This window comes from Rothia sp. 88186D007BW (assembly GCF_053544215.1).
In genome coordinates, this window is sequence record NZ_JBPPTR010000001.1 from 49,312 (window position 1) to 73,120 (window position 23,809).

26 protein-coding genes are annotated in these 23,809 nt (G+C 57.3%); 7 read left to right on the plus strand and 19 right to left on the minus strand.

Annotated features, from left to right (window positions below; genetic code table 11):
- Positions 1 to 58 precede the first annotated feature (58 nt).
- A complete protein-coding gene (locus ACEE09_RS00230; RefSeq protein WP_449081039.1) occupies positions 59 to 1,201 on the plus strand; it encodes a glutamate--cysteine ligase in 1,143 nt (380 codons plus the stop codon).
- Between the two features lie 23 nt (positions 1,202 to 1,224).
- Here the strand turns inward: ACEE09_RS00230 and tsaD are convergent, their stop codons facing one another.
- From tsaD to alr, 5 genes are all read right to left on the minus strand, one after another.
- Complete coding sequence (gene tsaD, locus ACEE09_RS00235; protein ID WP_449081040.1) at positions 1,225 to 2,331, minus strand: tRNA (adenosine(37)-N6)-threonylcarbamoyltransferase complex transferase subunit TsaD; 1,107 nt, start codon at positions 2,329 to 2,331, stop codon at positions 1,225 to 1,227.
- Complete coding sequence (gene rimI, locus ACEE09_RS00240; RefSeq protein WP_449081041.1) at positions 2,321 to 2,848, minus strand: ribosomal protein S18-alanine N-acetyltransferase; 528 nt, start codon at positions 2,846 to 2,848, stop codon at positions 2,321 to 2,323. The genes tsaD and rimI overlap by 11 nt, the downstream gene beginning before the upstream one ends.
- Positions 2,848 to 3,525, minus strand: coding sequence for a tRNA (adenosine(37)-N6)-threonylcarbamoyltransferase complex dimerization subunit type 1 TsaB (gene tsaB / locus ACEE09_RS00245; protein WP_449081042.1), 678 nt, complete (start codon positions 3,523 to 3,525; stop codon positions 2,848 to 2,850). The genes rimI and tsaB overlap by 1 nt, the downstream gene beginning before the upstream one ends.
- A 201-nt stretch (positions 3,526 to 3,726) precedes the next feature.
- Entirely contained in the window at positions 3,727 to 4,323 is a 597-nt protein-coding gene (tsaE, locus tag ACEE09_RS00250; RefSeq protein ID WP_449081043.1) for a tRNA (adenosine(37)-N6)-threonylcarbamoyltransferase complex ATPase subunit type 1 TsaE, read from the minus strand.
- 4 nt (positions 4,324 to 4,327) lie between these two features.
- Complete coding sequence (gene alr / locus ACEE09_RS00255; RefSeq protein WP_449081332.1) at positions 4,328 to 5,566, minus strand: alanine racemase; 1,239 nt, start codon at positions 5,564 to 5,566, stop codon at positions 4,328 to 4,330.
- Positions 5,567 to 5,685: 119 nt separating this feature from the next.
- Here alr and ACEE09_RS00260 point away from each other — a divergent pair, with 119 nt between their 5' ends.
- From ACEE09_RS00260 to ACEE09_RS00270, 3 genes are all read left to right on the plus strand, one after another.
- On the plus strand, positions 5,686 to 6,891 hold the full coding sequence (locus tag ACEE09_RS00260; protein ID WP_449081044.1) for a glycosyltransferase: 1,206 nt from the start codon (positions 5,686 to 5,688) through the stop codon (positions 6,889 to 6,891).
- A 10-nt stretch (positions 6,892 to 6,901) separates the two neighbouring features.
- Positions 6,902 to 7,678: a phosphatase gene (locus tag ACEE09_RS00265; protein WP_449081045.1), complete on the plus strand. Its 777-nt coding sequence runs from the start codon at positions 6,902 to 6,904 to the stop codon at positions 7,676 to 7,678.
- A gap of 174 nt (positions 7,679 to 7,852) precedes the next feature.
- Complete coding sequence (locus ACEE09_RS00270) at positions 7,853 to 9,325, plus strand: sugar transferase (RefSeq protein WP_449081046.1); 1,473 nt, start codon at positions 7,853 to 7,855, stop codon at positions 9,323 to 9,325.
- Between the two features lie 60 nt (positions 9,326 to 9,385).
- On the opposite strand, the gene ACEE09_RS00275 is transcribed toward ACEE09_RS00270, so the two are convergent.
- The 3 genes from ACEE09_RS00275 to glmS all read right to left on the minus strand — a co-directional run bounded on the left by ACEE09_RS00275 (position 9,386) and on the right by glmS (position 12,770).
- The gene (locus tag ACEE09_RS00275) at positions 9,386 to 10,318 is read right to left on the minus strand and encodes an ADP-dependent NAD(P)H-hydrate dehydratase (protein WP_449081047.1); all 933 of its coding nucleotides are present in this window, start codon (positions 10,316 to 10,318) and stop codon (positions 9,386 to 9,388) included.
- Entirely contained in the window at positions 10,311 to 10,757 is a 447-nt protein-coding gene (locus tag ACEE09_RS00280) for a holo-ACP synthase (RefSeq protein ID WP_449081048.1), read from the minus strand. Before ACEE09_RS00280 ends, ACEE09_RS00275 begins: the two co-directional genes overlap by 8 nt.
- A 129-nt stretch (positions 10,758 to 10,886) precedes the next feature.
- Positions 10,887 to 12,770 (minus strand): glutamine--fructose-6-phosphate transaminase (isomerizing), encoded by a 1,884-nt coding sequence (gene glmS, locus ACEE09_RS00285; protein ID WP_449081049.1) that lies wholly within the window; start codon positions 12,768 to 12,770, stop codon positions 10,887 to 10,889.
- Positions 12,771 to 12,890: 120 nt separating this feature from the next.
- On the opposite strand from glmS, the gene coaA reads away from it, so the two are divergent.
- The 3 genes from coaA to mscL all read left to right on the plus strand — a co-directional run bounded on the left by coaA (position 12,891) and on the right by mscL (position 15,174).
- Positions 12,891 to 13,847, plus strand: a complete 957-nt coding sequence (gene coaA, locus ACEE09_RS00290; RefSeq protein ID WP_449081050.1) for a type I pantothenate kinase — start codon at positions 12,891 to 12,893, stop codon at positions 13,845 to 13,847.
- A gap of 2 nt (positions 13,848 to 13,849) precedes the next feature.
- Entirely contained in the window at positions 13,850 to 14,638 is a 789-nt protein-coding gene (locus ACEE09_RS00295) for a M15 family metallopeptidase (RefSeq protein WP_449081051.1), read from the plus strand.
- 158 nt (positions 14,639 to 14,796) lie between these two features.
- Positions 14,797 to 15,174, plus strand: a complete 378-nt coding sequence (gene mscL, locus ACEE09_RS00300; RefSeq protein ID WP_449081052.1) for a large conductance mechanosensitive channel protein MscL — start codon at positions 14,797 to 14,799, stop codon at positions 15,172 to 15,174.
- A 139-nt stretch (positions 15,175 to 15,313) separates the two neighbouring features.
- On the opposite strand, the gene glmM is transcribed toward mscL, so the two are convergent.
- The 11 genes from glmM to infA all read right to left on the minus strand — a co-directional run bounded on the left by glmM (position 15,314) and on the right by infA (position 23,671).
- Positions 15,314 to 16,669, minus strand: coding sequence for a phosphoglucosamine mutase (glmM, locus tag ACEE09_RS00305; RefSeq protein WP_449081053.1), 1,356 nt, complete (start codon positions 16,667 to 16,669; stop codon positions 15,314 to 15,316).
- 19 nt (positions 16,670 to 16,688) lie between these two features.
- Entirely contained in the window at positions 16,689 to 17,780 is a 1,092-nt protein-coding gene (ppk2, locus tag ACEE09_RS00310) for a polyphosphate kinase 2 (protein ID WP_449081054.1), read from the minus strand.
- Positions 17,781 to 17,954: 174 nt separating this feature from the next.
- Positions 17,955 to 18,443 (minus strand): 30S ribosomal protein S9, encoded by a 489-nt coding sequence (gene rpsI, locus ACEE09_RS00315; protein WP_135013062.1) that lies wholly within the window; start codon positions 18,441 to 18,443, stop codon positions 17,955 to 17,957.
- A 35-nt stretch (positions 18,444 to 18,478) separates the two neighbouring features.
- On the minus strand, positions 18,479 to 18,922 hold the full coding sequence (rplM, locus tag ACEE09_RS00320; protein WP_135013063.1) for a 50S ribosomal protein L13: 444 nt from the start codon (positions 18,920 to 18,922) through the stop codon (positions 18,479 to 18,481).
- A 292-nt stretch (positions 18,923 to 19,214) separates the two neighbouring features.
- On the minus strand, positions 19,215 to 20,144 hold the full coding sequence (truA, locus tag ACEE09_RS00325) for a tRNA pseudouridine(38-40) synthase TruA (protein WP_449081055.1): 930 nt from the start codon (positions 20,142 to 20,144) through the stop codon (positions 19,215 to 19,217).
- Positions 20,145 to 20,261: 117 nt separating this feature from the next.
- Positions 20,262 to 20,942 (minus strand): 50S ribosomal protein L17, sunset domain variant, encoded by a 681-nt coding sequence (gene rplQ, locus ACEE09_RS00330; protein ID WP_449081056.1) that lies wholly within the window; start codon positions 20,940 to 20,942, stop codon positions 20,262 to 20,264.
- A 98-nt stretch (positions 20,943 to 21,040) separates the two neighbouring features.
- Positions 21,041 to 22,036 carry a DNA-directed RNA polymerase subunit alpha gene (locus ACEE09_RS00335; RefSeq protein ID WP_449081057.1) on the minus strand — a complete coding sequence of 332 codons (996 nt, stop codon included), beginning with the start codon at positions 22,034 to 22,036 and terminating at the stop codon, positions 21,041 to 21,043.
- 147 nt (positions 22,037 to 22,183) lie between these two features.
- On the minus strand, positions 22,184 to 22,588 hold the full coding sequence (rpsK, locus tag ACEE09_RS00340) for a 30S ribosomal protein S11 (protein WP_083090739.1): 405 nt from the start codon (positions 22,586 to 22,588) through the stop codon (positions 22,184 to 22,186).
- A 71-nt stretch (positions 22,589 to 22,659) separates the two neighbouring features.
- Positions 22,660 to 23,028 (minus strand): 30S ribosomal protein S13, encoded by a 369-nt coding sequence (gene rpsM, locus ACEE09_RS00345; protein ID WP_083090738.1) that lies wholly within the window; start codon positions 23,026 to 23,028, stop codon positions 22,660 to 22,662.
- 162 nt (positions 23,029 to 23,190) lie between these two features.
- Positions 23,191 to 23,304: a 50S ribosomal protein L36 gene (gene rpmJ / locus ACEE09_RS00350; RefSeq protein WP_004005257.1), complete on the minus strand. Its 114-nt coding sequence runs from the start codon at positions 23,302 to 23,304 to the stop codon at positions 23,191 to 23,193.
- Between the two features lie 145 nt (positions 23,305 to 23,449).
- Complete coding sequence (infA, locus tag ACEE09_RS00355) at positions 23,450 to 23,671, minus strand: translation initiation factor IF-1 (RefSeq protein ID WP_449081059.1); 222 nt, start codon at positions 23,669 to 23,671, stop codon at positions 23,450 to 23,452.
- Positions 23,672 to 23,809: the final 138 nt, after the last annotated feature.

The window sequence follows — 23,809 nt, forward strand, 5'->3', positions numbered from 1 at the left end:
CTTCAGCCCCTGCCCATAAGATGGAACCAGCACCGCACCGAGACCCTGGAGCCAGCGTATGATTTTCCATCCCTCAGACCAGTCCACCATTGGAGTGGAGTGGGAAGTTGCCCTCGTTGAACCCACCACCCGCCAGCTAGCTTCACAGGCAGACCATGTGCTAGCACTCCTCAAAGAACAGCACCCCCATATTCTTGAACCCGCCACCAACCGGGCTCACATCACCGGCGAGTTCTTGAACAACACCGTAGAAATCGTCACCGGCATCTGCCGCACCCCAGCCCAAGCCGCTGAACAGCTCACCCAAACCACTAGCGTCCTCAAAAACGTCACAGACCAGCTAGGCCTCGCCTTCTTCTCAGCAGGCACCCACCCCTTCTCACGGGCCCTCGACCAAAAAGTCGTTGACAAAGACCGCTACCTGCGAGTGCTAGACCGCTCCCAATACTGGGGCCGCCGCCAAATTATTTACGGGGTGCATGTACACACCGGAGTTAACTCCCGGGCTAAGGCCCTGCCCGTCCTCAACGGACTGACCAACTTCTACCCCCACCTACTGGCCCTCTCAGCCTCCTCCCCCTTCTGGGAGGGTGAAGATACCGGTTTCGCCTCCCAACGGGCCCAGATTTTCCAGCAGCTACCCACCTCTGGCCTGCCCTTTACCTTTGAGAGGTGGGAAGACTACGAAGACTACCTCAACGACCTGGTCATGACCGGTGTGATTGATGACCCCAGCGAAAACCGCTGGGACGTGCGCCCCGTACCCAAATACGGCACCGTTGAAATGCGGGCCTACGACGGGCTGGCCTCAATTCGCGATATCACAGCGCTCACCGCCTTCACCCAATGCCTAGTGGAATGGTTCTCCCGCCAACTCGATGCAGGCAAAAGCATTGACCCGCTCAAACCCTGGCATGTACAAGAAAATAAATGGCGGGCAGCCCGCTACGGCGCTGAAGCTACCGTCATTCTTGATAACCAGAACACCGAGCGTCTCGTGACTGAAGATACCCTGGGGCTTCTCAATAAGCTCGAAAGCATCGCCGCTGACCTCGGCTGCTCTGCTGAACTGGCTGAGGTGGAGCGCATCTGCCTCACGGGGGCCGGCTACCAGCGTCAGCGTCGCATCGCCACCGAAAACGGCGGGAACCTGCAGGCTGTGGTGGACGACCTGACCACCCAAGCAATCGAGGGGCTATAAGCCTTGAGAGAGCGGCTGCTCCCTTAGAGGGAAATTGTGGTCACCGGCAAAGAGGAATCCGCCGTAAAACCAATCCCCGACGGTTCGCGCCCCTCAGCAACCAGGCGAGCGCCCAGGGCAGCTACCATAGCCCCGTTGTCGGTGCACAGGCTTAGCTGAGGAATGACCAGCTTGATACCGTGCTCGGCACACCGTTGAGCGGTGAGCTCCCGCAGGCGGGAGTTGGCAGCCACTCCCCCGCCCAGAAGTAGGGTGGTGATGCCGCCTTCGGTGCAGGCCAGCATGGCTTTTTTGGTGATGACGTCTACCACGGCCTCTTGGAAGGAGGCAGCAATATCAGCTAGGGGCACCTCTTCGCCGCGGGCTTCAAAGCCCTCTACGACGCGGGCTACAGCGGTTTTTAGGCCGGAGAAGGAGAAGTCGTAGCGGTGGGGGCCAGGTTCTTGGGCTGTGCCCATGAACTTGCGGGTGGATAGGCCCCGGGGGAAGGCAAAAGCTGCCTCGTCGCCGTCCGCAGCGACCCGGTCAATGACAGGGCCGCCTGGGTAGGGCAGGCCCAGTAGGCGGGCTACTTTATCGTAGGCTTCGCCCGCGGCGTCATCTAGGGTGGCACCGAGGAGTTCGACGTCCCCGGTAATGTCACGGACAGCTAGGATCTCGGTGTGCCCGCCAGAAACGAGGAGGGCGCCAATGCCTTCGCTGGGTAGGCCATCTAGAAAGTCAGCGGTGTGCCCCTCGATGCCGCAGTTCTCAAGTAGGCCCACCCCCACGTGGGCAACCAGGTGGTTGATGCCGTAGAGGGGTTTGCCGGTGGCTGTAGCTAGGGCTTTAGCGGCAGAGACTCCTACCATGAGGGCACCGGCCAGGCCGGGCCCTGCGGTGACGGCGATAGCATCAATTTCTTCTAGACTGACCTGGGCTTCATCGAGGGCTGCTTGTAAGGCTGGGATCATGGCCTCTAGGTGGGCGCGCGAAGCGATTTCAGGGATGACCCCGCCAAAGCGCACGTGGTCGTTCATGGAGGATGAGACGGTGTTGGTCAGCAGGGTTGAGCCTCGCACAATGCCGATGCCTGTTTCGTCGCAGGAGGATTCAATGCCCAGCACCAGGGGTTGGGTTTTAGCTGTCATTGTTGCTTTCTCCTTGCAGGGTGTTCTGGTCGGTGAGGTCACGGCGCATGATGAGGGCGTCTACCCCGTCATTGTAGTAGTGGCGGCGCAGGTGAATCTGCTGGTAGCTGTTCTTCAGGTAGAGGTCCTGGGCGCGGGGGTTATCTGCTCGCACTTCGAGGAGTATCTGGTCTGCTCCTCGGGCTTTTGCTTCTTGGGCGAGAAAGTTGAGCATGGCCTGCCCGTAGCCGTGCCCTTGGTAGGCGGGGTCCACTGCGATGGTTTGCACATCGGCTGTCTCAGCTATGCTCATCAGCCCGGCGTAGCCGATGATTTCTGTGCCGGTAGCTGTGGGTGTTTCTAGGACGATGTAGCCCCGTGTTTCGTGGGTGATTTCAGCTAGGAACATGTCTAGGGGCCAGGCATCAGCGGGGAAGAGCTTTAGTTCTAGGGTGTGGACGGCTGGCAGATCGTGCAGGGTCATTTCCCGTGCGTTAGCTCCCTGGGCTAGGGCCTGTGGTAGGTCTGTGAGGAGCATTAGGCGCTGGCTTTCTTGCGAGCTGCTGGTACTTTAGCGTCTGATTCTCGTAGGTAGAGGGCGCTGGTGTCGGTGCTGAGCTGGGTGAGGCCTAGGCGGGTGGCGGCAGCTAGCAGGGCGGCGGCGTCCGGCTGGGTATGTTCAAAGCTGGGCTGAACATCTAGGGCCTGCGGGTAGAGGGAGGTTCCAAAGCCGTAGGCGGGTAAGGAGGGGGCCTCGTTTGCAGGGCCTACGGTGGGGCCGCTCTCTAGCTGGTAGCCGCTCTCAGTGAGCTGGTAGACAGCTGAGTATATTTCTTTGCGGCGGGCATCTGAGGCGACCAGAAAACGGGTGTGGCCGGACGCCTGCGCGGCCGTGTGGGCGCTTTCGGCGAGGGCGGTGAGGCTCATGAGCCCGTAGAGGGGCTTGTTCCAGGCGAAGGCTAGGGTGCGGGCAGTGACGATGCCTGCGCGTAGACCAGTAAAAGGGCCAGGGCCGGTGCCTGTGATAAGAGCGTCGATGTCTTGGTCTGATACACCGGCTTCAGCCAGGACCTCAGTTACGAAGGGGGCCATGACCTCAGCGTGTGAGCGGGTATCTTCGGTTGCCCGTGAGGCGAGCAAGGTCAGCTGGTCACCGTTAAGGCGGCCCAGCGCAACAGAAGCAATAGCGGATGAATCAAGAGCAAGAATAAGCACCCCCCCAGTCTAGCGTGTTGAGAGGGTATAGGGGTTTGAGGAAGCTGGCTCGGGGCTGGCTGGTAAGGGAGGAGCATGAAAGGCTATGGAAGCTGGCTCGGGGCTAGCTGGTAAGGGAGGAGCATGAAAGGCTATGGAAGCTGGCTCGGGGCTGGCGTTTAAGGGTGCTTCCGTAGCCCTTCATGCTCCCCCACCTTTCCTCTACCTTTCCCCTACCCTCGTCAGACTCTCTACTAACTCACCCCAGGCTCCTTCCCAGCGGGGCCCGCTTCCAATCAGGCGCAGGCGGCGGGGCTCAGGGGCGTCTTCGTCCTCGTCCTCTTCTTCCCAGCTTCCGGGGGCGTAGAGGGCGTAGGGGTCGGTTTCGGCTAGGTCTGCCCCTGTGATGCGGGTGAATTCTAGGTCGAGGATGGAGGTGGAGAGGTGTTCGGCTTTGTTGCGCCCCCATTCGATGACAGTGACGGAGCGGTCGAGGGAGTATTCCAGGTCGAGGTCGTCGAGTTCTTCGGCGCTGGCGAGGCGGTAGGCATCTACGTGGACGAGGTCGGGCCCGCCTGGGCGGGGGCCTTCAGCTAGGTTGGGGTGGACGCGGGAGAGCACGAAGGTTGGTGAGATGACGCCTTCGCGTACCCCTAGCCCTTCGCCCAGGGAGCGGGTGAAGGTTGTTTTTCCGGCTCCTAGTTCGCCGGTGAGGATGAGTACGTCGCCTGCCTGGAGTAGGGGTGCTAGGGCTAGGGCGAGGGCCCGGGTGTGGTTGGGGCCGGTGATTTCTAGGTCGAGGATGTGTTGGGTTTTCATGATCTTAGGTTTGGTCTTTCCAGGTTCCGCCGATGCTGATGCGGGTGACGCGGGGGGAGATGCGGGTGACGATTTCGTAGTTGATGGTTCCGGCGGCTTCTGCCCAGTCGGTGACTGGTGGGTTGTCCCCGGTGCCAAAGAGTACGGCGGGGGCTCCAAGGAGGCCGGCTGATGGGTTGGCGAGGCCGGGTTTGCCGAGGTCTATGACGAGCTGGTCCATGGCGATTCTGCCGACTACTGGGTAGGTTGTGGCGGGGCCGGTGGCTGGGTAGATGCGCACGGGGCCGCCACTGGCTATGCGGGGGATGCCGTCTGCGTAGCCGATGGGGATGAGGGCGAGGGTGGTGGGTTGGTCGGTGGTGTAGTTGAGGCCGTAGGAGACTCCTTGGCCGGCGGGTACTTCTTTGACGGAGGCGATGAAGGTTTGTAGGTGCATTGCGGGGCGTAGGCCTAGCTCTTGGGGGGTGGTGCCGGGTAGGGGTGAGAGGCCATAGATGCCGAGCCCGACGCGCACGGCGTCCTGTAGCAGGCTATTTTCTGTGCTGAGGGTGGCGGCGCTGAGGGTTGCGGGGGTGTTGGCGAGGTGGCGCAGGGTGGGGCGTAGCCCGGCGGTGTGCAGGATTTCTAGGGCCTGGTTAAAGGTTTGGGCTTGTTGGGTTGTCTCAGTACGTTCAGGTTCGTCGGCTACTGCTAGGTGGGAGAAAACCCCTACTACCTCTACTGTTCCGGTTTTTTCCAGCTGACGGGCGTGGGCGGCCAGTGCCGGCAGTTCGCTCATGGTGACCCCGTTGCGGCCGAGTCCGGTATCAACTTTTAGGTGGAGCTTAACTGGCTCTTCTTGTGAGCTGGCGCGGTGGGCTGTTGCTATGGCTTCTAGTTCCCACATGCTGGAGAACCCTAGTTCAAGGCGGTCGGCGAGGGCTTGGGCGAAGTTGGTTCGGGGGGTGTGGAGCCAGGCGATGATGGGGGCTGTGATGCCGTGGGCTCGCAGGGTGCGAGCTTCTGTTGTGTGGACGACTCCCAGGTAGTCGGCACCGGCAGCTAAGGCGGAGCGGGCTATATCTACGCTGCCGTGCCCGTAGGCGTCCGCTTTGACGACTGCGATAAGGGCCCGCTGACCGATCAGTGCTTTGATGTGCCGGACGTTGTGTTCGACGGCGTCTAGGTCGATGACCGCAAGGCGTTCTGCATCTGTGGGGGCGTCAAGCGGCACGAAGCCGTAGGCGCGGTAGAGGCTGTCGATAGGCACAGTGTCTTCCTTGGGCGTAGGGGCTTTCCCTCTAGCTTAGTTGAGTTTGCTGGCAGCGGCTCTGCCTTCGTTTCTGCCGGGTATAGGCTTGGTGGGGCAGGTAGAGTAGAGATGTGACTTTTTCTTTTCCGCTGCACCTGCATATCTTTTCCATGCATACTTCCCCCCTGGCTCAGCCGGGCTCTGGGGATGCTGGCGGGATGAACGTCTATATTGAGCGTTCTCTAGCTGCCTTACTTGAAGTCAACCCTCAGCTGACGGTGGAGGTTTTTACGTTGGCCACCTCTTCCCAGCAGGCTGGGCAGGTGCGCTACCATGAGCGAGCTACGGTCACCGCGCTTTATCTGCCTGAGGCTGAGGGGGCCGGCAAGGAAGATTTGCCGGCCTTGGTGCCGGGCTTTGCTGTAGCTGTTCAGCAGGCGGCTTCCCGTATGCCTCAGCTGGTGCATAGTCATTACTGGCTTTCAGGTTTGGCAGCTCTTGCCGCGTACCCGCAGGTTCCGCTGGTTCATACTATGCACACTACCGCTGCTGGCAAGAATGCCCGGCTGGGTGCGGGCGAGCGCCCCGAACCTGAGCTGCGTTTGCGTGGTGAAGAGACCCTGGTGGCTAGGGCCGCTGCCTTGGTGGTGAATACTGGCTATGAGGCTGAGCAGATGCAGTGTTTTTATGGGGCGCGTAATACTCAGCTTGTGACGGTAGCCCCGGGCGTTGATGTATCCATTTTTTCTCGGGATGAGGGCGTCCACCCAGCTCATGAGGGTCAGAGCGGTGCTGCCCATCTAGTATTTGCTGGCCGCCCCCAGCCTCTTAAGGGCCCTCATCTGTTGGTGGAGGCGCTCGGTCTGCTGCCGCAGGGCTTGGAGGTTACCCTCGATATTATTGGTAGCTCCGGGACAGGCTATGAGCAGAATCTTGCTGACCGGGTAGAAGAGCTGGGGTTGGCTGGTCGCGTCCGCTTTTTACCGGCTCTAGCTGCACCGGACCTTGCCCGGGCCTTCTGCCGGGCCGATATCGTAGCCTGCCCTTCCTCTTCTGAGACTTTCGGGCTTGTAGCCTTGGAAGCATCAGCCTGCGGGGCGCCGGTTCTGGCCAGTAAAGTCGATGGCCTTAAGGAGGCTGTTGCAGATGGTCTGACCGGGCTGCTGGTAGCAGAACGCACCCCGCCTGCGTGGGCGGACGCCATCGAGCAGCTTGTCAGGGATCCTCAGCTGCGCCGCGCCCTGGGGGATGCTGCTACCCACCGCGCCCGCAGGTTCACCTGGCAGTCCACGGCCCAGGCTCTCACCCAGCTTTATCAGACTCTCACCCGTCCCTAGGAAGGAACCCATGTCTTTTTCTATGACCCGCCAAGCATTTGCCGCTTACCTTGATGCTTCACGCATCACCGGGAAGGTAGCAACCGCCCGTGAGAACAACCTGGCCCATATGCAGGGATTTATTGACGGCAATGAGCACATAGAGTTCGGCGTTAAATGGACCAGGGACTGGACCGTTGAGGATATTTTTGAGCTCATGGCCCGCAGGGTCGGCACCAGTGCTGACCCCAACCACAGGGAAGGCCAAGACACCATCAGCGCAGATTTGTGCATTGACGGGCTTACTGAGTACGCCCGCATCTTCGGTGAAGCTGTTCGGGCAGGCAAGAGCATGCTCTTTGCCACCGGCCACCCTGCTGGTCTCTTCCCTATCTACGCCAGACTTGCTGCAGCCGCTAAAGCCCAGGGGGCGACCGTCCTGACCATTGATGAGGGCGACCGTTTTCTCGACGGTGATATCCGCCAAATCTTTGACGTGATCATGTTTGAGCAGTACGGCAATCTGCAGCACACACATTTCCCCGGCCCCATGCAGCTAGCCTTGGGCCAGCTCACAGAACGGGGAATTACCCCCGACTTGGTCATCGCCGATCACGGGTTAGCCGGGTACGCGGCGTCCGCAGGAATTCCCACAATCGGTATCGCAGATTGTAACGATCCCGGGCTTTTCGTCTCGGCCGAGCAGGGGCAGATTCTTGTTGCGGTGCCCATGGATGATAACGTCACCCCTCACCTCTATGAACCGGTCATCGACTTCATCCTGCACGAAGCTAAACTCACCCGCTAATATTCCTCTGACAAGGTGCGATAGGCTATTGTATTCAAAAATGTGAAACATATTTCAGCTGATGCATCTGCCGATAAATCACCCGTCCCTGTAGTATTAAAAACCTAACGTACAGGTCTGCCCATACCATTCTCGCACCCGGCGCAGGCACCAGCTTTAGGGGAATACACACCAGTGAACGAACAGTACATCGAGGAACGGTGGGCAGAAACACGCAACCGCCGCACCTGGCACCCTAAGATTAAGGCTGCTCTTTACATAGCGGACGCTCTTGCTCTTGCGCTTGCTATCACGGTGGCTCATCTTATTAGCTTCGGTTTTGAAAATACCGAAGTCGTATCACGCACGTCTCTGCCCCTGGGTTATATCGCCACCGGTGTAGCCTTTGGCCTCATTTGGTTTGTGGTGCTTTCCATTGCCAATACCCGCAACATTCGTTATCTGGGCCACGGAGTCGATGAATACCGGCTCGTCACAAAATCAACTACCTATTTCTTCGCGGTCATTGCGATTTTCTCCTACCTCACCAAAATCGATTTTGCCCGCACCTATGTTGTTGTGGCCTACCCAGTCGGTATCGTTCTGCTACTCTGCGCCCGTTGGGCCGTGCGCCGGTGGCTGGTTCACTGGCGCAATAAAGGTCGGGCCCTGTCACGCGTCATGATTATCGGCGATTCAGCCTCAGGCGAGCACCTCCACAAGACCCTCCAGGGGGCCCGCACTTCAGGCCTCTCCCCTGTGGCAGCTTATCTGCCCCGCTCTCGTCCTGGAACCCAGCTAGCTAAGGGGGCTATTCCCACCCTGGGTTACTCCCCCGAAGCCGCCGACGTCCTTGATGTGGTTCGTGAGAACAATATTCATGCAGTGGCTGTATCAACCGGTCACGGGCTGAACCCCGCAGAGCTGCGCCGCCTGGGCTGGGCGCTAGCTGCTGCCCATGTGGCCCTCATTATGGCTCCTGCCATGACCGATATCGCAGGCCCCCGCATCCATACTCAGCCGCTCAATGGCGTGCCCCTAATTCACGTTCATACTCCCCGCATCGAAGGCATTAAGGCCCTGATCAAGCGAGCTATCGATATCGTAGCTTCTGGGCTTGGCCTGCTTTTCCTGGCTCCCCTGCTAATTCCGGTGGCTCTGCTCGTGAAGAAGGACGGCGGGCCTATCTTCTTCCTGCAAGAACGCGTCGGCTACCGTGGCACCCCCTTCCACATGATTAAGTTCCGTTCCATGGTGACTAATGCCGAAGAGCTCAAGAAAGAGCTCATGGACCAGAACGAGGGTAACGGGGTGCTCTTCAAGATGGCAGATGATCCGCGTATCACCCCCATCGGTAAGTTCATCCGCAAGTTTTCCATTGACGAGCTTCCTCAGCTGTGGAACGTTCTTGTGGGCGATATGTCCTTGGTGGGGCCGCGACCGCCGCTTCCTTCTGAGGTTGAGCAGTACGAAGAGGACGCCTACCGCCGTCTACTGGTCAAGCCCGGCATTACTGGCCTGTGGCAGGTTTCTGGCCGCTCTAACCTCTCCTGGGAAGAGTCTATCCGCCTTGATCTCTACTATGTGGAGAACTGGTCGGTCATGAGTGATATTGTCATTCTTTTCCGTACTGTTCGCGCAGTTTTTGCTAAGGACGGCGCCTACTAAGGCTGGTTGGCAGAAGGCCGGTTACCCGTGTGGTAACCGGCCTTTGTTTGAGGTTTTACCCTAGAGCCCTTTTTGTTGGAGGAAAGTAGCAACCGCTTGGGGAAGGTGCTGGCAGACAAAAGTAGGTGGGGTGGGGCCAGAACTTTCAGGCCCGTGCACTAGGCCTGCTGCCAGTTGGTGAATATGCACGGCAGCACCCGCCAACCTGGCATAGTCTCCGGTAAGAGCCCCGGGGTTAGGATCTTCAGCCTGGTAGCGGGCTAGAAGGGCTCCAAGAATACCGGTGAGGGTATCTCCGCTTCCCGCTGTAGCTAGCCAATGGTTCTGACTACTTACCTGGAAAAGCTCACCGCTGGGTGCAGCTAGAGTAGTGGTGCCGCCCTTGAGCAGGACGGTCGCCCCAGTGGCCTGGGCCAGTAGATTCGCAAAGCGGTGTGGGTGGGTTTCTACCTGCTGGCGGGTAGGCGGGTCTAGTAGCGCTGTGCCCTGTTCTTGCAGTAGGTGTGGGGTTAGGGCTAGGAGCCAGGTGAGGGCATCCACGAGTTCCCCGGCGTGGGGAGTGAGAATATGATGGGCCTGCAGTTTGAGCCCATCAGCCACTAGCCGGCAGGCCAGGGCTACCGCTGCTGCATCAATGACGGCAGGTAAGCCAGTGGAAAGGACGGCTAGGGCTTCAGCTTCACGGGCATCACCAGCTAGACCAGAGCCAAGGGCCCAGGCATCGACGTGCAGGTTTTCTGGTTCATCCAGGCTACACACGGCCTCGGGCACGGTGAGTTGAACCTGGAAATTGAGGGAAGAGGTACCTGCAAAGCGCAACATACCTACCCCGGTGTTAACAGCCGCCCGAGCAGACATCAGGGCAGCGCCCGGGTAGGTATCGCTGCCGGTGAGTAGGCCCAGTACCCCGCGGGTATATTTATGGGATGTTGCTTGAGGAGACGTAACATATTTTTCGATGTCCCTCTGCTTTAGTTCTTCTACTTTAGCCACTCTCATCGCCTTCTCTTGTAGCTTGGCCGATAGGAACCCCTCGCCTATCCGGGTCCAGGTGCCTTAGGGTGCGCAAGTCTTCCTCGTTCAGGTGTTCTGCTACTACGGTTGCAGTAGCTACAGGCTCATCGTGGCTCATGGTCAGGTGCCACCGGTTGATTCCCAGTGCAGTAGCCCTGGCAGCTACCGTCCCCTGCATGACTAGGTAGGGAGCCCCGTCCGCCTCTTTTTCTACCCAGCAGTCCTGCCAGGATAGCCCAGCAGGAGCCCGCAGCGCCTTAGCTACAGCCTCCTTGGCAGCAAACCGGGCAGCTAGGGAGCGGACGGGTAAGCCCCGCTCCCCCGGGGCAAAGAGCCGATTCTCTAAGGCGGGGGTACGTGCCAAGAGCTCAGCAAAGCGCTCAATATTGACTACGTCCGTACCGGTACCAATAATCATGAGCTCTTATCCTCACTCTTGCCAGGGGTATGCTTCTTCTGCTCATTCTACGCCCCGGCTTCTTACCGTGAAAAAGGACCCCGCACCTTACCAGGTACGGGGTCCTTATCGCTCATGCGCACAGAGGCTTTATTCGACGGTTACTGACTTGGCCAGGTTACGGGGCTGGTCTACGTCGTAGCCCTTAGCGTGAGCCACTGAGCATGCAAAGATTTGCAGAGGCACGGTGGAGAGCAGGGGCTGGAGCAGGCTGGGTGAGGCAGGAATGCGGATAATGTGGTCGGCGTGTTCCTCAACTGCGGTATCGCCTTCTTCTGCAATAACGATGGTCACTGCGCCGCGAGCGCGGACTTCCTGGATGTTGGAGACAACCTTGGAGTGCAGGGAGTCACGGCCGTTGGGTGAGGGGACGATGACAAAGATGGGCTGGCCTTCTTCCACCAGGGCGATGGGGCCGTGCTTGAGCTCGCCTGCTGCGAAGCCTTCAGCGTGCAGGTAGGCGATTTCCTTCAGCTTCAGGGCGCCTTCCATTGCAACGGGGAAGCCAACGTGGCGGCCCAGGAAGAGGACGGACTTGGCATCCTTCATAGAGGTGCCTAGGTCCTTGACCTGCTGCTCATTGTCGATAACAGCCTGAATCTTCTCGGGCATCTTCTGCAGTTCTTCAAGGATGATACGAATTTCGTCCTTGTACATGTTGCCGCGTAGCTGGGCCAGGTAGAGGCCGAGCAGGTAAGCAGCAGCGATCTGTGAGAGGAAGGCCTTGGTGGAGGCAACAGCGATCTCAGGGCCCGCGTGGGTGTAGAGAGCTGCATCAGATTCACGGGGCAGGGTGGAGCCGTTGGTGTTGCAGATAGAAACGACCTTGGCGCCCTGTTCCTGGGCGTGGCGTACTGCCATGAGGGTGTCCATGGTTTCGCCAGACTGTGAAAGGGCAACGACCAAGGTCTTTTCGTCTACGATGGGGTCGCGGTAGCGGAACTCGTGGGCAAGTTCGACCTCGGTGGGAATGCGGCACCAGTGCTCGATAGCGTAGCGGGCTACCTGGCCTGCGTAGGCTGCGGTACCACAAGCGACGACGATAATCTTGTTGACAGAACGCAAGATAGTATCGTCAATTTTCAGTTCATCAAGAGTGAGGTTGCCATTCTCATCTAGACGGCCCAGTAGGGTGTCGCGCACAGCAGCAGGCTGCTCGTGGATTTCCTTTTCCATGAAGGAGTCAAAACCGCCTTTTTCAACAGCAGCGGCATCCCACTCGATAGTGAATTCTTTGCCGTTGGCGGGGAAACCTTCGAAGTCGATAATGGAGTAGTCGCTACCGGTGATGGTAACGATCTGATCCTGGCCCATTTCGACTGCCTTTTTGGTATAGTCGATGAAGCCTGAAACGTCAGAGCCTAGGAAGTTTTCGTTCTCACCCAGACCAATGACCAGGGGTGAGTTACGACGGGTTGCAACAACACGGTCGGGGTGATCGACGTGAATAGCAAGAATGGTGAAGGCACCTTCTAGGCGGTTTGATGCCTGACGGATAGCTTCGGTGAGATCTTTGTTCTCCAGCTTGTTGTAGATGGAGGCAATCAGGTTTGCGGCGATTTCGGTGTCGGTCTGGGACTTGAATTCGCAGCCTTCTTCGACGAGTTCTGCACGCAGTTCAGCGAAGTTTTCGATAATACCGTTGTGTACAACTGCCAGGCGTCCGTTGTCGACAACGTGGGGGTGAGCGTTATTGTCGGTGGGGCCACCGTGGGTAGCCCAGCGGGTGTGACCGATGCCGATGGGTGAGTCAGGGAGGGGGTTAGCTTCCACTTCTGCTTCGAGATTAACAAGCTTGCCTGACTTCTTACGGAATTCAATGCCTTCATCGCCAATGACAGCGACTCCGGCTGAGTCATAGCCGCGGTATTCCTGGCGGCGCAGACCCTCAAGAACCACATCGTATGCGGTATGGTCAAATGTCTTACCGTCTGCGGCAGTGCCGAGACTTACGTATCCTACGATTCCACACATGCTTTTATCCTACCCTTTTATTATTCTTCCCCCGCTGATACGCGCGCCACAGTGTCGAGCTCCCTTTTGAGAAATTTCTCAGATTAGGCCTGTTCTCTTTTGGCCTCTACACTGATGTAAATGAGCATCCCTGCGCTTTCTTCTAAATATTCTCCCTTTACGGAGCTAGACCGGGGCACCTGGTCACGACTTGCTGCCGAAATTTCGGTTCCACTCACAGAGGACGAGTTGCAACAGCTTCGTGGGCTGGGTGAAACCATCGATTTGGATGAGGTGGCCCAAGTCTATCTACCCATTTCTCGCTTGCTCAATCTGTATGTCAATGCAACTACGAGTGCTACACGTACGACCAACGACTTTTTAGGTCTACAGGGGCAAAAAGTCCCCTTTATTATTGGTGTAGCTGGCTCGGTGGCGGTAGGTAAGTCTACTACTGCCCGCGTGCTACAAGAGCTGCTCCGGCGCTGGCCCTCGACCCCCAACGTCCAGCTGGTCACCACCGATGGCTTTCTTTATCCTAATGCTGAGCTAGAACGTCGTGGGTTAATGGGGCGTAAGGGTTTTCCGGAGTCTTATGACCGCCGGGCCCTCTTGCGCTTTGTCTCCGAAGTAAAATCGGGGGCTCCTCTGGTCACTGCCCCCAAGTATTCCCACCTTTACTACGACATTGTGGAAGGGGAGCGCATTGAGGTGACGAGCCCCGATGTTCTTATCGTAGAGGGGCTGAATGTGCTTGCTCCGGCTAAATTAGAAAGCGAAAAAAGTTCAGCTTTGAGCCTGGCAGATTTTTTTGATTTCTCTATTTATGTTGATGCTTCCACCCAGGATATTGAGCAGTGGTATGTGCAGCGATTCTTAGAGCTTCAGCGTTCAGCTTTTACCAAACCTCATTCTTATTTCAGGCGCTACGCTGACTTGTCAGAGGAGGCCGCTATTGAGTTGGCTCTGAGTATCTGGCGGTCTATCAACGAACCCAATCTGCGGGAGAATATTCGGCCTACGCGCGGGCGAGCTAAGCTTATTTTGAAGAAGTCCCACGATCATAAGATCCGCAAGGTTCTACTACGAAAGAATTAGGCATGCGTTTAGTTCCTTCTATCATGCTAGTACTTGCAGGGACGCTTGTAGCATTCACTGCTACTTCTTGCGGCCAGGCCCCTTCTGCACCGCAGGAGGTCACCGCTTCATCTTCCAACGCCCTAGCTATTTCTAGCTCGCAAGCTACACCGGGTGGATTAGTTTCTACAGACTCAGCTACCTCCCCTTCTACGCCGCCTCAACAGAGCACACACCGCCCTGCCGATATTGAGTCTGCGTCTTCACTCACGGTTCTCGTTAATAAGCAGAACCCTCTTTCTCCGCTGACTTACGTCCCTGATAATCTTCAGCCTTTTGGTGCTGTGATGCTTCGTGCCGAAGCTGCAGAAGCAGCACACCGTATGTTTGAGGATGCTTCTGCAGCAGGGGTTCCTATGGTGGCTCTGAGCGGCTACCGATCTTATGAGGACCAAGAGAGAACTTATGCTAGCTGGGTCGCTCAGTATGGCCCAGATCAAGCCGATGTGGCCTCAGCCCGCCCCGGCTATTCGGAACATCAGACGGGGCTTGCTCTTGATATTGGCACCGGTGGTAACTGCGATGTGCAGCCCTGTTTTAAGGACACTGCCGCTGCCCTCTGGGTGGCTGAAAATGCCCACCGCTACGGTTTTGTGGTGCGCTACCCCTGGTGGCAGCACGAGACCACAGGCTATTGGTATGAATCGTGGCATCTGCGCTATATCGGTGAGGAAGAGGCAGCGGCTTTCAAAGCATCTAGCTCTGAAACCTTAGAAGATTTCTGGGGCGCAGGGCCTGCACCAACCTACTAGGAAAGAGGTTCTCACTAGTAGGTAACGGTGAGAGATCTGCACCTTATGAGCATGATTTTATAGAATAGCCCCACCTGTGAGTAAACCCACTAGTTTACAACGAAAATTTTAGGGCAGATGGGTTTGTACCCCCGAAAGAAACCGCTATTCTTGAACTCATGCTTAGTGGTTTTAAAGATTTCATCACCCGCGGTAACGTCATCGACCTGGCAGTCGGTCTGATTATTGGTACCGCCTTCACCGCCGTTGTCAACGCCCTGGTTAACTCCGTTCTGATGCCTGCCATCGCAATGGTATTCAACGAACCTAACTTTGATAACTGGCTGGCTTTTGGGGACATCAAAGTCGGTGTCTTCCTAACTGCCGTCGTTAACTTCCTTCTGGTTGCAGCAGCCCTCTACTTCTGCATCGTCATGCCCCTGAACAAGCTCAACGAGCGTCGCGCAGCCAAGCTTGACCTCGAGCCTGAGGTTGAGGAAGAGGACCCCCAGGTTGCTCTGCTGAAGGAAATCCGCGACGCCCTGACCGTCAAGTAATTCTCTAGCCATTTACAACAAGCAAGGCCCCGGTAGATATCTACCGGGGCCTTTGTGCAAAGATTTTTCCTATATAAAACCGGGCCCCACTCCCCCAGCAAAGGGAGAATGGAGTCCGATAGGAGCCAGGGGAGGTACTTTAGATAGCTAGTTCGCGAGCAACCACATCAGCTAGTTTCTGAGCGGTTTCATCGGCTACCTCTTGAGTTTGAGCTTCAACCATGACACGCACCAGCGGCTCAGTACCGGAGGGGCGCAGCAGGACTCGCCCGGTCTCACCCAGCTGGGCTTCAGCATCCTTAATAGCTTCTTGCAAAGGCTGGCAACCAGCTACACCAGAGCGGTCAACGCCCTTAACGTTAATAAGCTTCTGCGGGGTTGCCTGCATACGATTAGCCAGCTCAGAAAGGGGCAGACCAGTACGGGCCACCTCAGCAGCCAGGTGCAGGCCAGTGAGCACACCATCGCCGGTGGTAGCGTGATCTGACATAATCACGTGGCCGGACTGCTCACCGCCCAGGTTGAAGCCATTCTTGTTCATGGACTCCAGCACATAGCGGTCGCCCACAGCAGTGCGCTCCAGCTTAATACCGTTTTCCTTCAAGAAAATCTCTAGACCCAGCGATGACATGACGGTAGCGACCAGGGTGTCATCTTTAAGGGTGCCAGATTCTTTCATTGAGACAGCCAGAATCGACATAATCTGGTCACCGTCTACCAGGTTGCCTTGCTCATCAACAGCCATGCAACGGTCAGCATCACCATCGTGGGCGATACCCAAATCGGCGCTGTGCTGAATCACTGCTTCTTGGAGCTTCTCAGGGTGGGTCGAACCTACCCCATCATTGATATTGGTGCCGTTGGGGTCTGCCCCGATAGCGACAACCTTAGCGCCCAGGGCACGGAAGGCGTCAGGAGAAACACCCGAAGAGGCACCGTTCGCGCAGTCCAACACGACTTTAAGGCCGCGCAGGTGACGGTGTTCAGGCATAGTTGATACCAGGTGGGTGACGTAGTGGTCTTCACCATCGCTCAGGGGACGGACGCACCCTACCTGACCGTGGGTGGGGTAACGGAAGTCTTTGGAGCGGTAGAGGGCTTCAATGGCGTCCTCAATTGCATCATCCAGTTTCTTACCGCCCCGAGCCAGGAACTTAATTCCGTTGTCCTCAGCCGCGTTATGGGAAGCAGAAATCATGACACCAAAATCAGCATCTGTGCTGGCCACCAGGTAGGCCGCCGCGGGGGTAGGCACCATGCCCGCATCGAGTACGTCCACGCCTGATGCTGCAAAACCTGCGGTCATCGCTGCACGAATAAACCCGCCAGAGATACGAGAGTCGTGGGCGATAACAGCCTTGGGGCGGGTACCTTCTTTAACCGTATTGAACCCGAGGACGATGGACGCAGCCTGAGCAAGCTCCATAGCAAGAGCAGGAGTAATCACTTCGTTAGCGAGGCCGCGAACACCGTCGGTTCCGAATAATCTAGACATCACTGATTATTCTACGCCCTCAGTTCTCTTTTTCTTCACGCAGAATGGGGAAACCCTCAGGGTTTTCGGGCACATCGTCTTCTAGGACGTCAGCGCCTTTGCCCACGATCAGCGGATCGGTAGAGCCTACCAGGGCGTGGTCTTTATCGGGGTAATCAAACTGGTTGAGTACGTGGCGCATGGCCTCAAGGCGGGCACGCTTCTTGTCGTTGGATTTCACCACTGTCCATGGGGCGTCCCCTGTGTCGGTGTAGAAGAACATGGCTTCTTTGGCGGCGGTGTAATCGTCCCACTTATCGAGGGAGGCTAGGTCGGTGGGTGAGAGTTTCCATTGGCGGACGGGGTCGGTGCGGCGGGAGTTGAAACGGGCCAGTTGCTCTGCGCGGGTGACGGAGAACCAGAACTTGATGAGTTTGATGCCGGAGTTGACCAGCATGCGCTCAAGGTCAGGGACTTCCCGCATGAACTCGTAGTACTGTTGGGAGGTGCAGTAGCCCATGACGCGTTCGACACCGGCGCGGTTGTACCAGGAGCGGTCCATGAGCACGATTTCTCCGCCAGAGGGCAGGTGCTTGATGTAGCGCTGGAAGTACCACTGGGTTTGTTCTATATCGGTGGGCTTTTCCAAGGCGACGACGCGGGCACCGCGGGGGTTCAAGTGTTCCATAAAGCGTTTGATAGCGCCACCTTTACCGGCTGCGTCACGCCCCTCAAAAATGACCAGTACTTTCTGTCCTGTTTCTTTGACCCAGAGCTGTAATTTGAGCAGCTCAATCTGCAGGGCCCGCTTCTCTTTCTCGTACTCCTTGCGGGAGAGTTTCTTATCGTAGGGGTAGCCGGCCTTCCAGGCATCCGATTTCTCTCCCCCGCCGCTAAGTTTCTTGGTTAGGGAGGAGATTTCGTCGAGTTCTGCACTGTAGTCTTCTACTACTGATACGCGGCGGGTTTCCTTGGTCAGGGCAGCTTTGACGGCTTCTTTTTTAGGGTCCTTGGCCTGCTGCAAGGGGGGTTGTTCTACAGTTTCCTTGCTGGGAGTTTCTGCCTCAGCAGTGGCGTCCTTGCTGGTGACCGGAGCGGAGCTTGACGTGCCAGTGGTGTTTGAAGAGGCCATGGGCTCCCTTTCTTTTGTGTGTTAGTTCTATACTCATCCTAGGTATATGAGAGTTATAAGCTCCACTGTTACACATCATTTGACCCTAAGCCCAGTACGGCAAACGCCCCATTTCTTCTGAGAGAAATGGGGCGTTTGACAATAAAGCTGAGCAGTAGGCCCAGTAATCGTAGCTTAACGCTTTGAGAACTGTGAAGCCTTGCGTGCCTTCTTAAGACCAGCCTTCTTACGCTCGATAACACGAGCGTCGCGGGTCAGGAAGCCTGCCTTCTTCAGGGCGGGGCGGTTGTTCTCAGCGTCAATCTCGTTCAGGGCACGAGCAACGCCAAGACGCAGTGCGCCTGCCTGGCCGGAGGGGCCACCACCTGAGATACGTGCAAAGACGTCGTAGGCGCCTTCGAGTTCAAGCAGCTTGAAGGGGTCGTTTACTTCCTGCTGGTGCAGCTTGTTGGGGAAGTAGTTGTCGAGCTCGCGACCGTTAACGGTCCACTTGCCGGTACCGGGTACCAGGCGGACGCGGGCAACGGCTTCCTTGCGACGACCAACAGCCTGACCACCAACGGTCAGCGCGGGGCGGGCAGCCTTTTCAGCAACGGGTGCTGAGGACTCGGAAGTGTAGCTGGTGAGCTCTTCTTCGGTGGTGTACTCTTCGTTCTGAGCCACGATGTCTCCTTTAATAGTTCTTTCGTAGGCCCGAATTACTGGGCAACCTGGGTGAATTCGTAGGTCTTGGGCTGCTGAGCTGCGTGGGGGTGCTCAGAACCTGCGTAGACCTTGAGGTTCTTGAGCTGCTGTGCAGCCAGCTTGTTCTTGGGAAGCATGCCCTTGACAGCCTTTTCTACGGCGCGAACGGGGTTGGTTTCCAACAGTTCGGCGTAGTTAACTGACTTCAGACCACCGGGGTAACCGGAGTGGCGGTAGGCACGCTTCTGTTCAAGCTTGGCACCGGTCAGTGCAACCTTTTCAGCGTTGATGATGATGACGGAGTCACCCATGTCAACGTGGGGTGCGAAGGTGGGCTTGTGCTTGCCGCGCAGCAGGATTGCGGTCTGGCTTGCGAGACGGCCGAGAACAACATCAGAGGCATCGATGATGTGCCACTGGCGGTTGTTGTCGCCTGACTTCGGAGTGTAAGTGCGCAAAATTTCGCCTTTTCTCGTTTCGTGTAGCGCTAGTTGGGTGTCGCGCTGGATTACATAGGTGCGTTGTCACAGGGTTTGGGTGAGGGCCAAACGCATCTGTGCTACCGATTCCCTCAGACCTCTTGTTCCCCGTTATTGTCCTGCAACTAGACCGAAGAACAGGGTACGACATGAGGGCGGTACACGCACAACGTATGAAACTATACAGACTTTAAGTCTCTTAATCCAGGTTTCTCCGCTTTAAATACAGGGGCTTTGACCGACCTCACGTTTTAAATGACAGGCTTGTGATTTAGAGGGTTCGGAGGTTTCGCGCTTTAGCACTTTGAGCCGCGTATCCGGACGCCTCAGGGTAGGTGATAGAGGCCAGGGCCAAACCACGCGGGGCAGCTAGGCGCACTTGAGAATCACGCACCGGTTCTGTGATGCGAGAGATCAGCCAGGCAAGATCTTTCTTCCCCTCCCCCACCATGACCAGTGAGGCAATGAGGGTGCGCACCATGTTGTGGCAAAAAGCGTCTGCCCTGATGGTTGCTTCAATCAAACCGTCCTCGCGCCGAGCAAAGCTGAGTTCTCGTAGTTCACGAATAGTGGTGGAACCTTCACGAGGTTTACAGAAGGAAAGGAAATCGTTCAAGCCCAGTAGGTGCTGAGCGGCATGATTCATTGTGTCAAGATTGAGCGCCGGGTTAATCTGCCAGGCAATCTGCCGGTTGAGCGGATTACTACCGTGTTCCTCTTGCCCATCTTCTAGCAGATAACGGTAGGAGCGTTCCAGGGCTGAGAAACGAGCATCAAATTCGTCGGACACTTCCTGGCACGAGCTGACCGTAATAGCTCTTTGCAGATACCCCTGCAAACGGGTAGGAAGGCCCAGAGTTGTTTCAGCATCTGCCAGGGCCCGGCTGAGTGCCCCTCTTAGTTTGCGGCGCAGTGCTGTTGCCGGTGCGTCTTGGCTTCGCCCAGGTAGCCGCTCCCAAGCGTCCTTGGAAAGATCAAAATGCACTACCTGGTGCAGGGCGTGAACTCCTGCATCGGTACGCCCGGCCACCGTGGTGAAGACAGGGCGGCGGAAAATAAGGGTCAGGGCCTCTTCTAGGACGCCTTGAACGGTGATAAGGCCAGGTTGTTTTGCCCAGCCGGCAAAGGGGCCGCCGTCGTAGGCGAAATCAAGGCGGACGCGCACGCGCGGCTCATAGAGCGGCTCAGGGTTTTCAATCACGGCTCTCCTCAGCAGGTGGCTGGTACAGGCTCAGTCAACTTTACTCTCTTTAAGACAGGAAGGCGGCTCTTCCCTATGAGGGGAAAGAGCCGCCTTCTATCTACCGGTAACTAGAAATTAGTCTTCGGAGATGGTCTGTGCTGCTGCACCACCGGCAGGTGCGTAACCTGCGGCTTCTGCTGATTCCTTGGTGTCGAACCAGATTTCAGCCTGGGTGTTTGCGTACCAGCGTGAGCCGGGTACGTGGTACTTCATAGAGCCAGCGTTGCCCTTGATAGCAAAGCCCTCGGGAGCTTCACCGTTCTCGGTTGCTGCGTGTGCGCCTGCGGGCAGGTCTGAGGACTTAGCGGCTGCGGGTGCTGCTGCCTTGGTCTCTTCTGCTGCGGGAGCTGCGGTTTCGGCTACCTTGGTAGCTTCTGAAACGGCTGCTGCAGTTGCAACGGGTTCCATGACCAGTTCGATAACTGCCATAGGAGCGTTGTCGCCCTTACGGTTACCGATCTTGGTGATGCGGGTGTAGCCACCGGGGCGCTCTGCCATTGCGGGAGCAATGACGGTGAAGAGCTCGTGAACTACGGTCTTGTTACCGATGGAGCGCAGGACGCGGCGGCGTGCGTTGAGGTCGCCCTTCTTTGCGAAGGTGATCAGACGCTCAGCGACGGGACGCAGACGCTTTGCCTTGGTAACGGTGGTGGTGATGCGCTTGTGCTCGAAGAGCTGCTGAGACAGGTTGTTCAGCATGATGCGCTCGTGGGTCGGTGATCCGCCGAGGCGGGGACCCTTAGTGGGAGTAGGCATAATTTATTCTCCTGGTTTGCCGTTCCTTACTGCCTCACGGCAGGGGAACCAAAGATGTTTGACTGGTGTAACGCTCTGAAGCGTTGACTGCCGGTGTCTTAGTAGTCGCTGCCGTAGTTGTCGTCGTCCTGCAGGCGGGCTGAAAGGTCCATTCCGGCGGGTGAGTCCTTGAGGGACAGACCGAGCTCGGTGAGCTTGGCCTTGACTTCGTCGATGGACTTGGCACCGAAGTTACGGATGTCCATGAGGTCTGCTTCGCTGCGGGTCACGAGTTCACCCACGGTGTGGATGCCTTCGCGCTTGAGGCAGTTGTAAGAGCGGACGGTCATGTCCAGGTCTTCGATAGGCAGAGCGAGGTCTGCGGCCATTGACTCATCAGCGGGTGACGGGCCAACTTCGATACCTTCAGCGGCGGTGTTGAGTTCGCGGGCTAGGCCGAAGAGCTCAACAAGGGTGTTACCTGCTGATGCGACTGCGTCGCGGGGAGCGATTGCTTCCTTGGTTTCGACGTCCAGGGTAAGGGAGTCGAAGTCGGTGCGCTGCTCAACACGGGTTGCGCTGACGCGGAAGGTGACCTTGAGAACGGGTGAGTAGATAGAGTCAACCGGGATACGGCCGATTTCTGCGTCACCTGACTTGTTCTGTGCTGCCGAGACGTAGCCGCGGCCGCGTTCGATGGTCAGTTCTGCGTTGAAGTTTGCGCGGTTGTTGAGGGTTGCAATGTGGAGATCCGGGTTGTGGATCTCGACGCCTGCGGGCACCTCGATGTCGCCTGCGGTGAGTTCACCTTCGCCCTGCTTGCGCAGGTAAGCGATGACGGGTTCGTCGTTCTCTGATGAGATGGAGAGCTTCTTGATGTTCAAGATGATCTCGGTGACGTCCTCAGTCACACCTTCTACAGTGCTGAATTCGTGCAGCACACCGTCGATGCGGATGCTGGTTACAGCGGCACCGGGGATGGATGAGAGAAGAGTGCGGCGGAGGGAGTTACCCAGGGTGTAGCCGAAGCCGGGTTCGAGGGGCTCGATGGTGAAGCGTGAACGGTTTTCCGATACGTGTTCTTCACGCAGGAGGGGGCGCTGTGCAATGAGCACTTTGTTTCCTTTCGGTGAGCATCCGCTATATGAGCTCACAGGTTGGGAAAAACGAGTGAGGAAGCAGACGAAGCAGTCTGTTCATTGACCTGCAACCGGTAGGTTGTCGGTCGCCCGATGTTCGGGACGCGTCTGGCCGGTGAGGGCTTAGACGTGGCGGCGCTTCGGGGGACGGCAACCGTTGTGGGCAACGGGGGTGACGTCCTGGATGGAGCCAACTTCGAGGCCGGTAGCCTGGAGTGAGCGGATAGCGGTTTCGCGACCGGGGCCGGGGCCCTTGACGAAAACGTCTACCTTGCGGACACCGTGTTCCTGAGCGCGCTTTGCAGCGGTCTCAGCAGCCATCTGAGCAGCGTAGGGGGTTGACTTACGTGAACCCTTGAAGCCCATTTCACCGGCGGATGACCAGGAAATAACAGCACCAGAGGGATCAGTGATTGAAACGATGGTGTTGTTGAAGGTTGACTTGATGTGTGCCTGACCGGCAACAATGTTCTTGGAAACCTTGCGGCGGCCGGTACGCTTGGCCGCTGCGCGAGTCTTGGGAGGCATTTTTGATTCTCCTACAAAGTTTTGGTTGAAGTGTTGGTCTTACGCGATGTGCAAGACTGAGGCAACACTGTTTACTTCTTCTTACCTGCGACGGTACGCTTCGGGCCCTTGCGGGTACGTGCGTTGGTCTTGGTGCGCTGGCCGTGTACGGGAAGGCCACGGCGGTGACGCAGACCCTGGTAACTACCGATTTCTACCTTGCGGCGGATATCGGCAGCAACCTCGCGGCGAAGGTCACCTTCAACCTTGTAGTTGCCTTCGATGAAGTCACGAAGTGCTACGAGCTGGGTGTCGTCAAGGTCCTTGACGCGGGTGTTGGGGTCAACACCGGTTGCAGCAAGCGCTTCTTTTGCACGGGTCTTGCCCACGCCGTAGATGTAAGTAAGAGCAATTTCCACGCGCTTTTCGCGGGGAATATCGACTCCAGCGAGACGTGCCATGGGGCGTTCTCCTTGTTTTCGCAGAGGTCTGTGACATCACTGCCCGGTTGTCCCGGTCCCCGGCCTCTGTGCCCGGAGGTATCCTGCCTCTAGGGCAGGAGCGGTGCCATTTTCTGTTGTGCCACCTTATGAGGTGGTCTTCTCAGCGTTGGGGCTACGTGTTTAGCCCTGGCGCTGCTTGTGGCGCGGGTTTTCGCAGATCACCATGACCACACCGTGACGGCGGATCACTTTGCACTTGTCGCAGATCGGCTTAACGCTCGGCTTGACCTTCATCGCATTCCTTTGCGTTGATGTTTCAGCTAATGCTTTGGACGGGCGGGGTAAGAGGTTCTGTGTCCGGCGGTGCCGGTGGGAGAACTGTTTACCCCTTTTACACGGCGTAAACGCCGCTTAGCTTAGCGACGTTTGGTGCTCGTGTTTACTTGTAGCGGTAGACGATACGACCACGTGAGAGGTCGTAGGGGCTGAGCTCGACTATTACTCGGTCCTCAGGCAGGATTCGAATGTAGTGCTGACGCATCTTGCCTGAGATGTGTGCAAGTACTTTGTGTCCGTTGTCTAGCTCAACGCGGAATGATGCGTTGGGCAGTGCTTCGACCACGGTACCTTCAATCTCGATGACGCCGTCTTTCTTGGCCATATCCTCCGCTTTACTTTCGTGCACCCAAGGGGTTCTTGGGGGCTCTTGGTAGTGTTTCCTGTATTCGAAGCGTTCTCCCGGGGCCGGGTACCGCTCCGCTTGCGCTCAAAACGCATGGCACAGACAACCAACAAACAA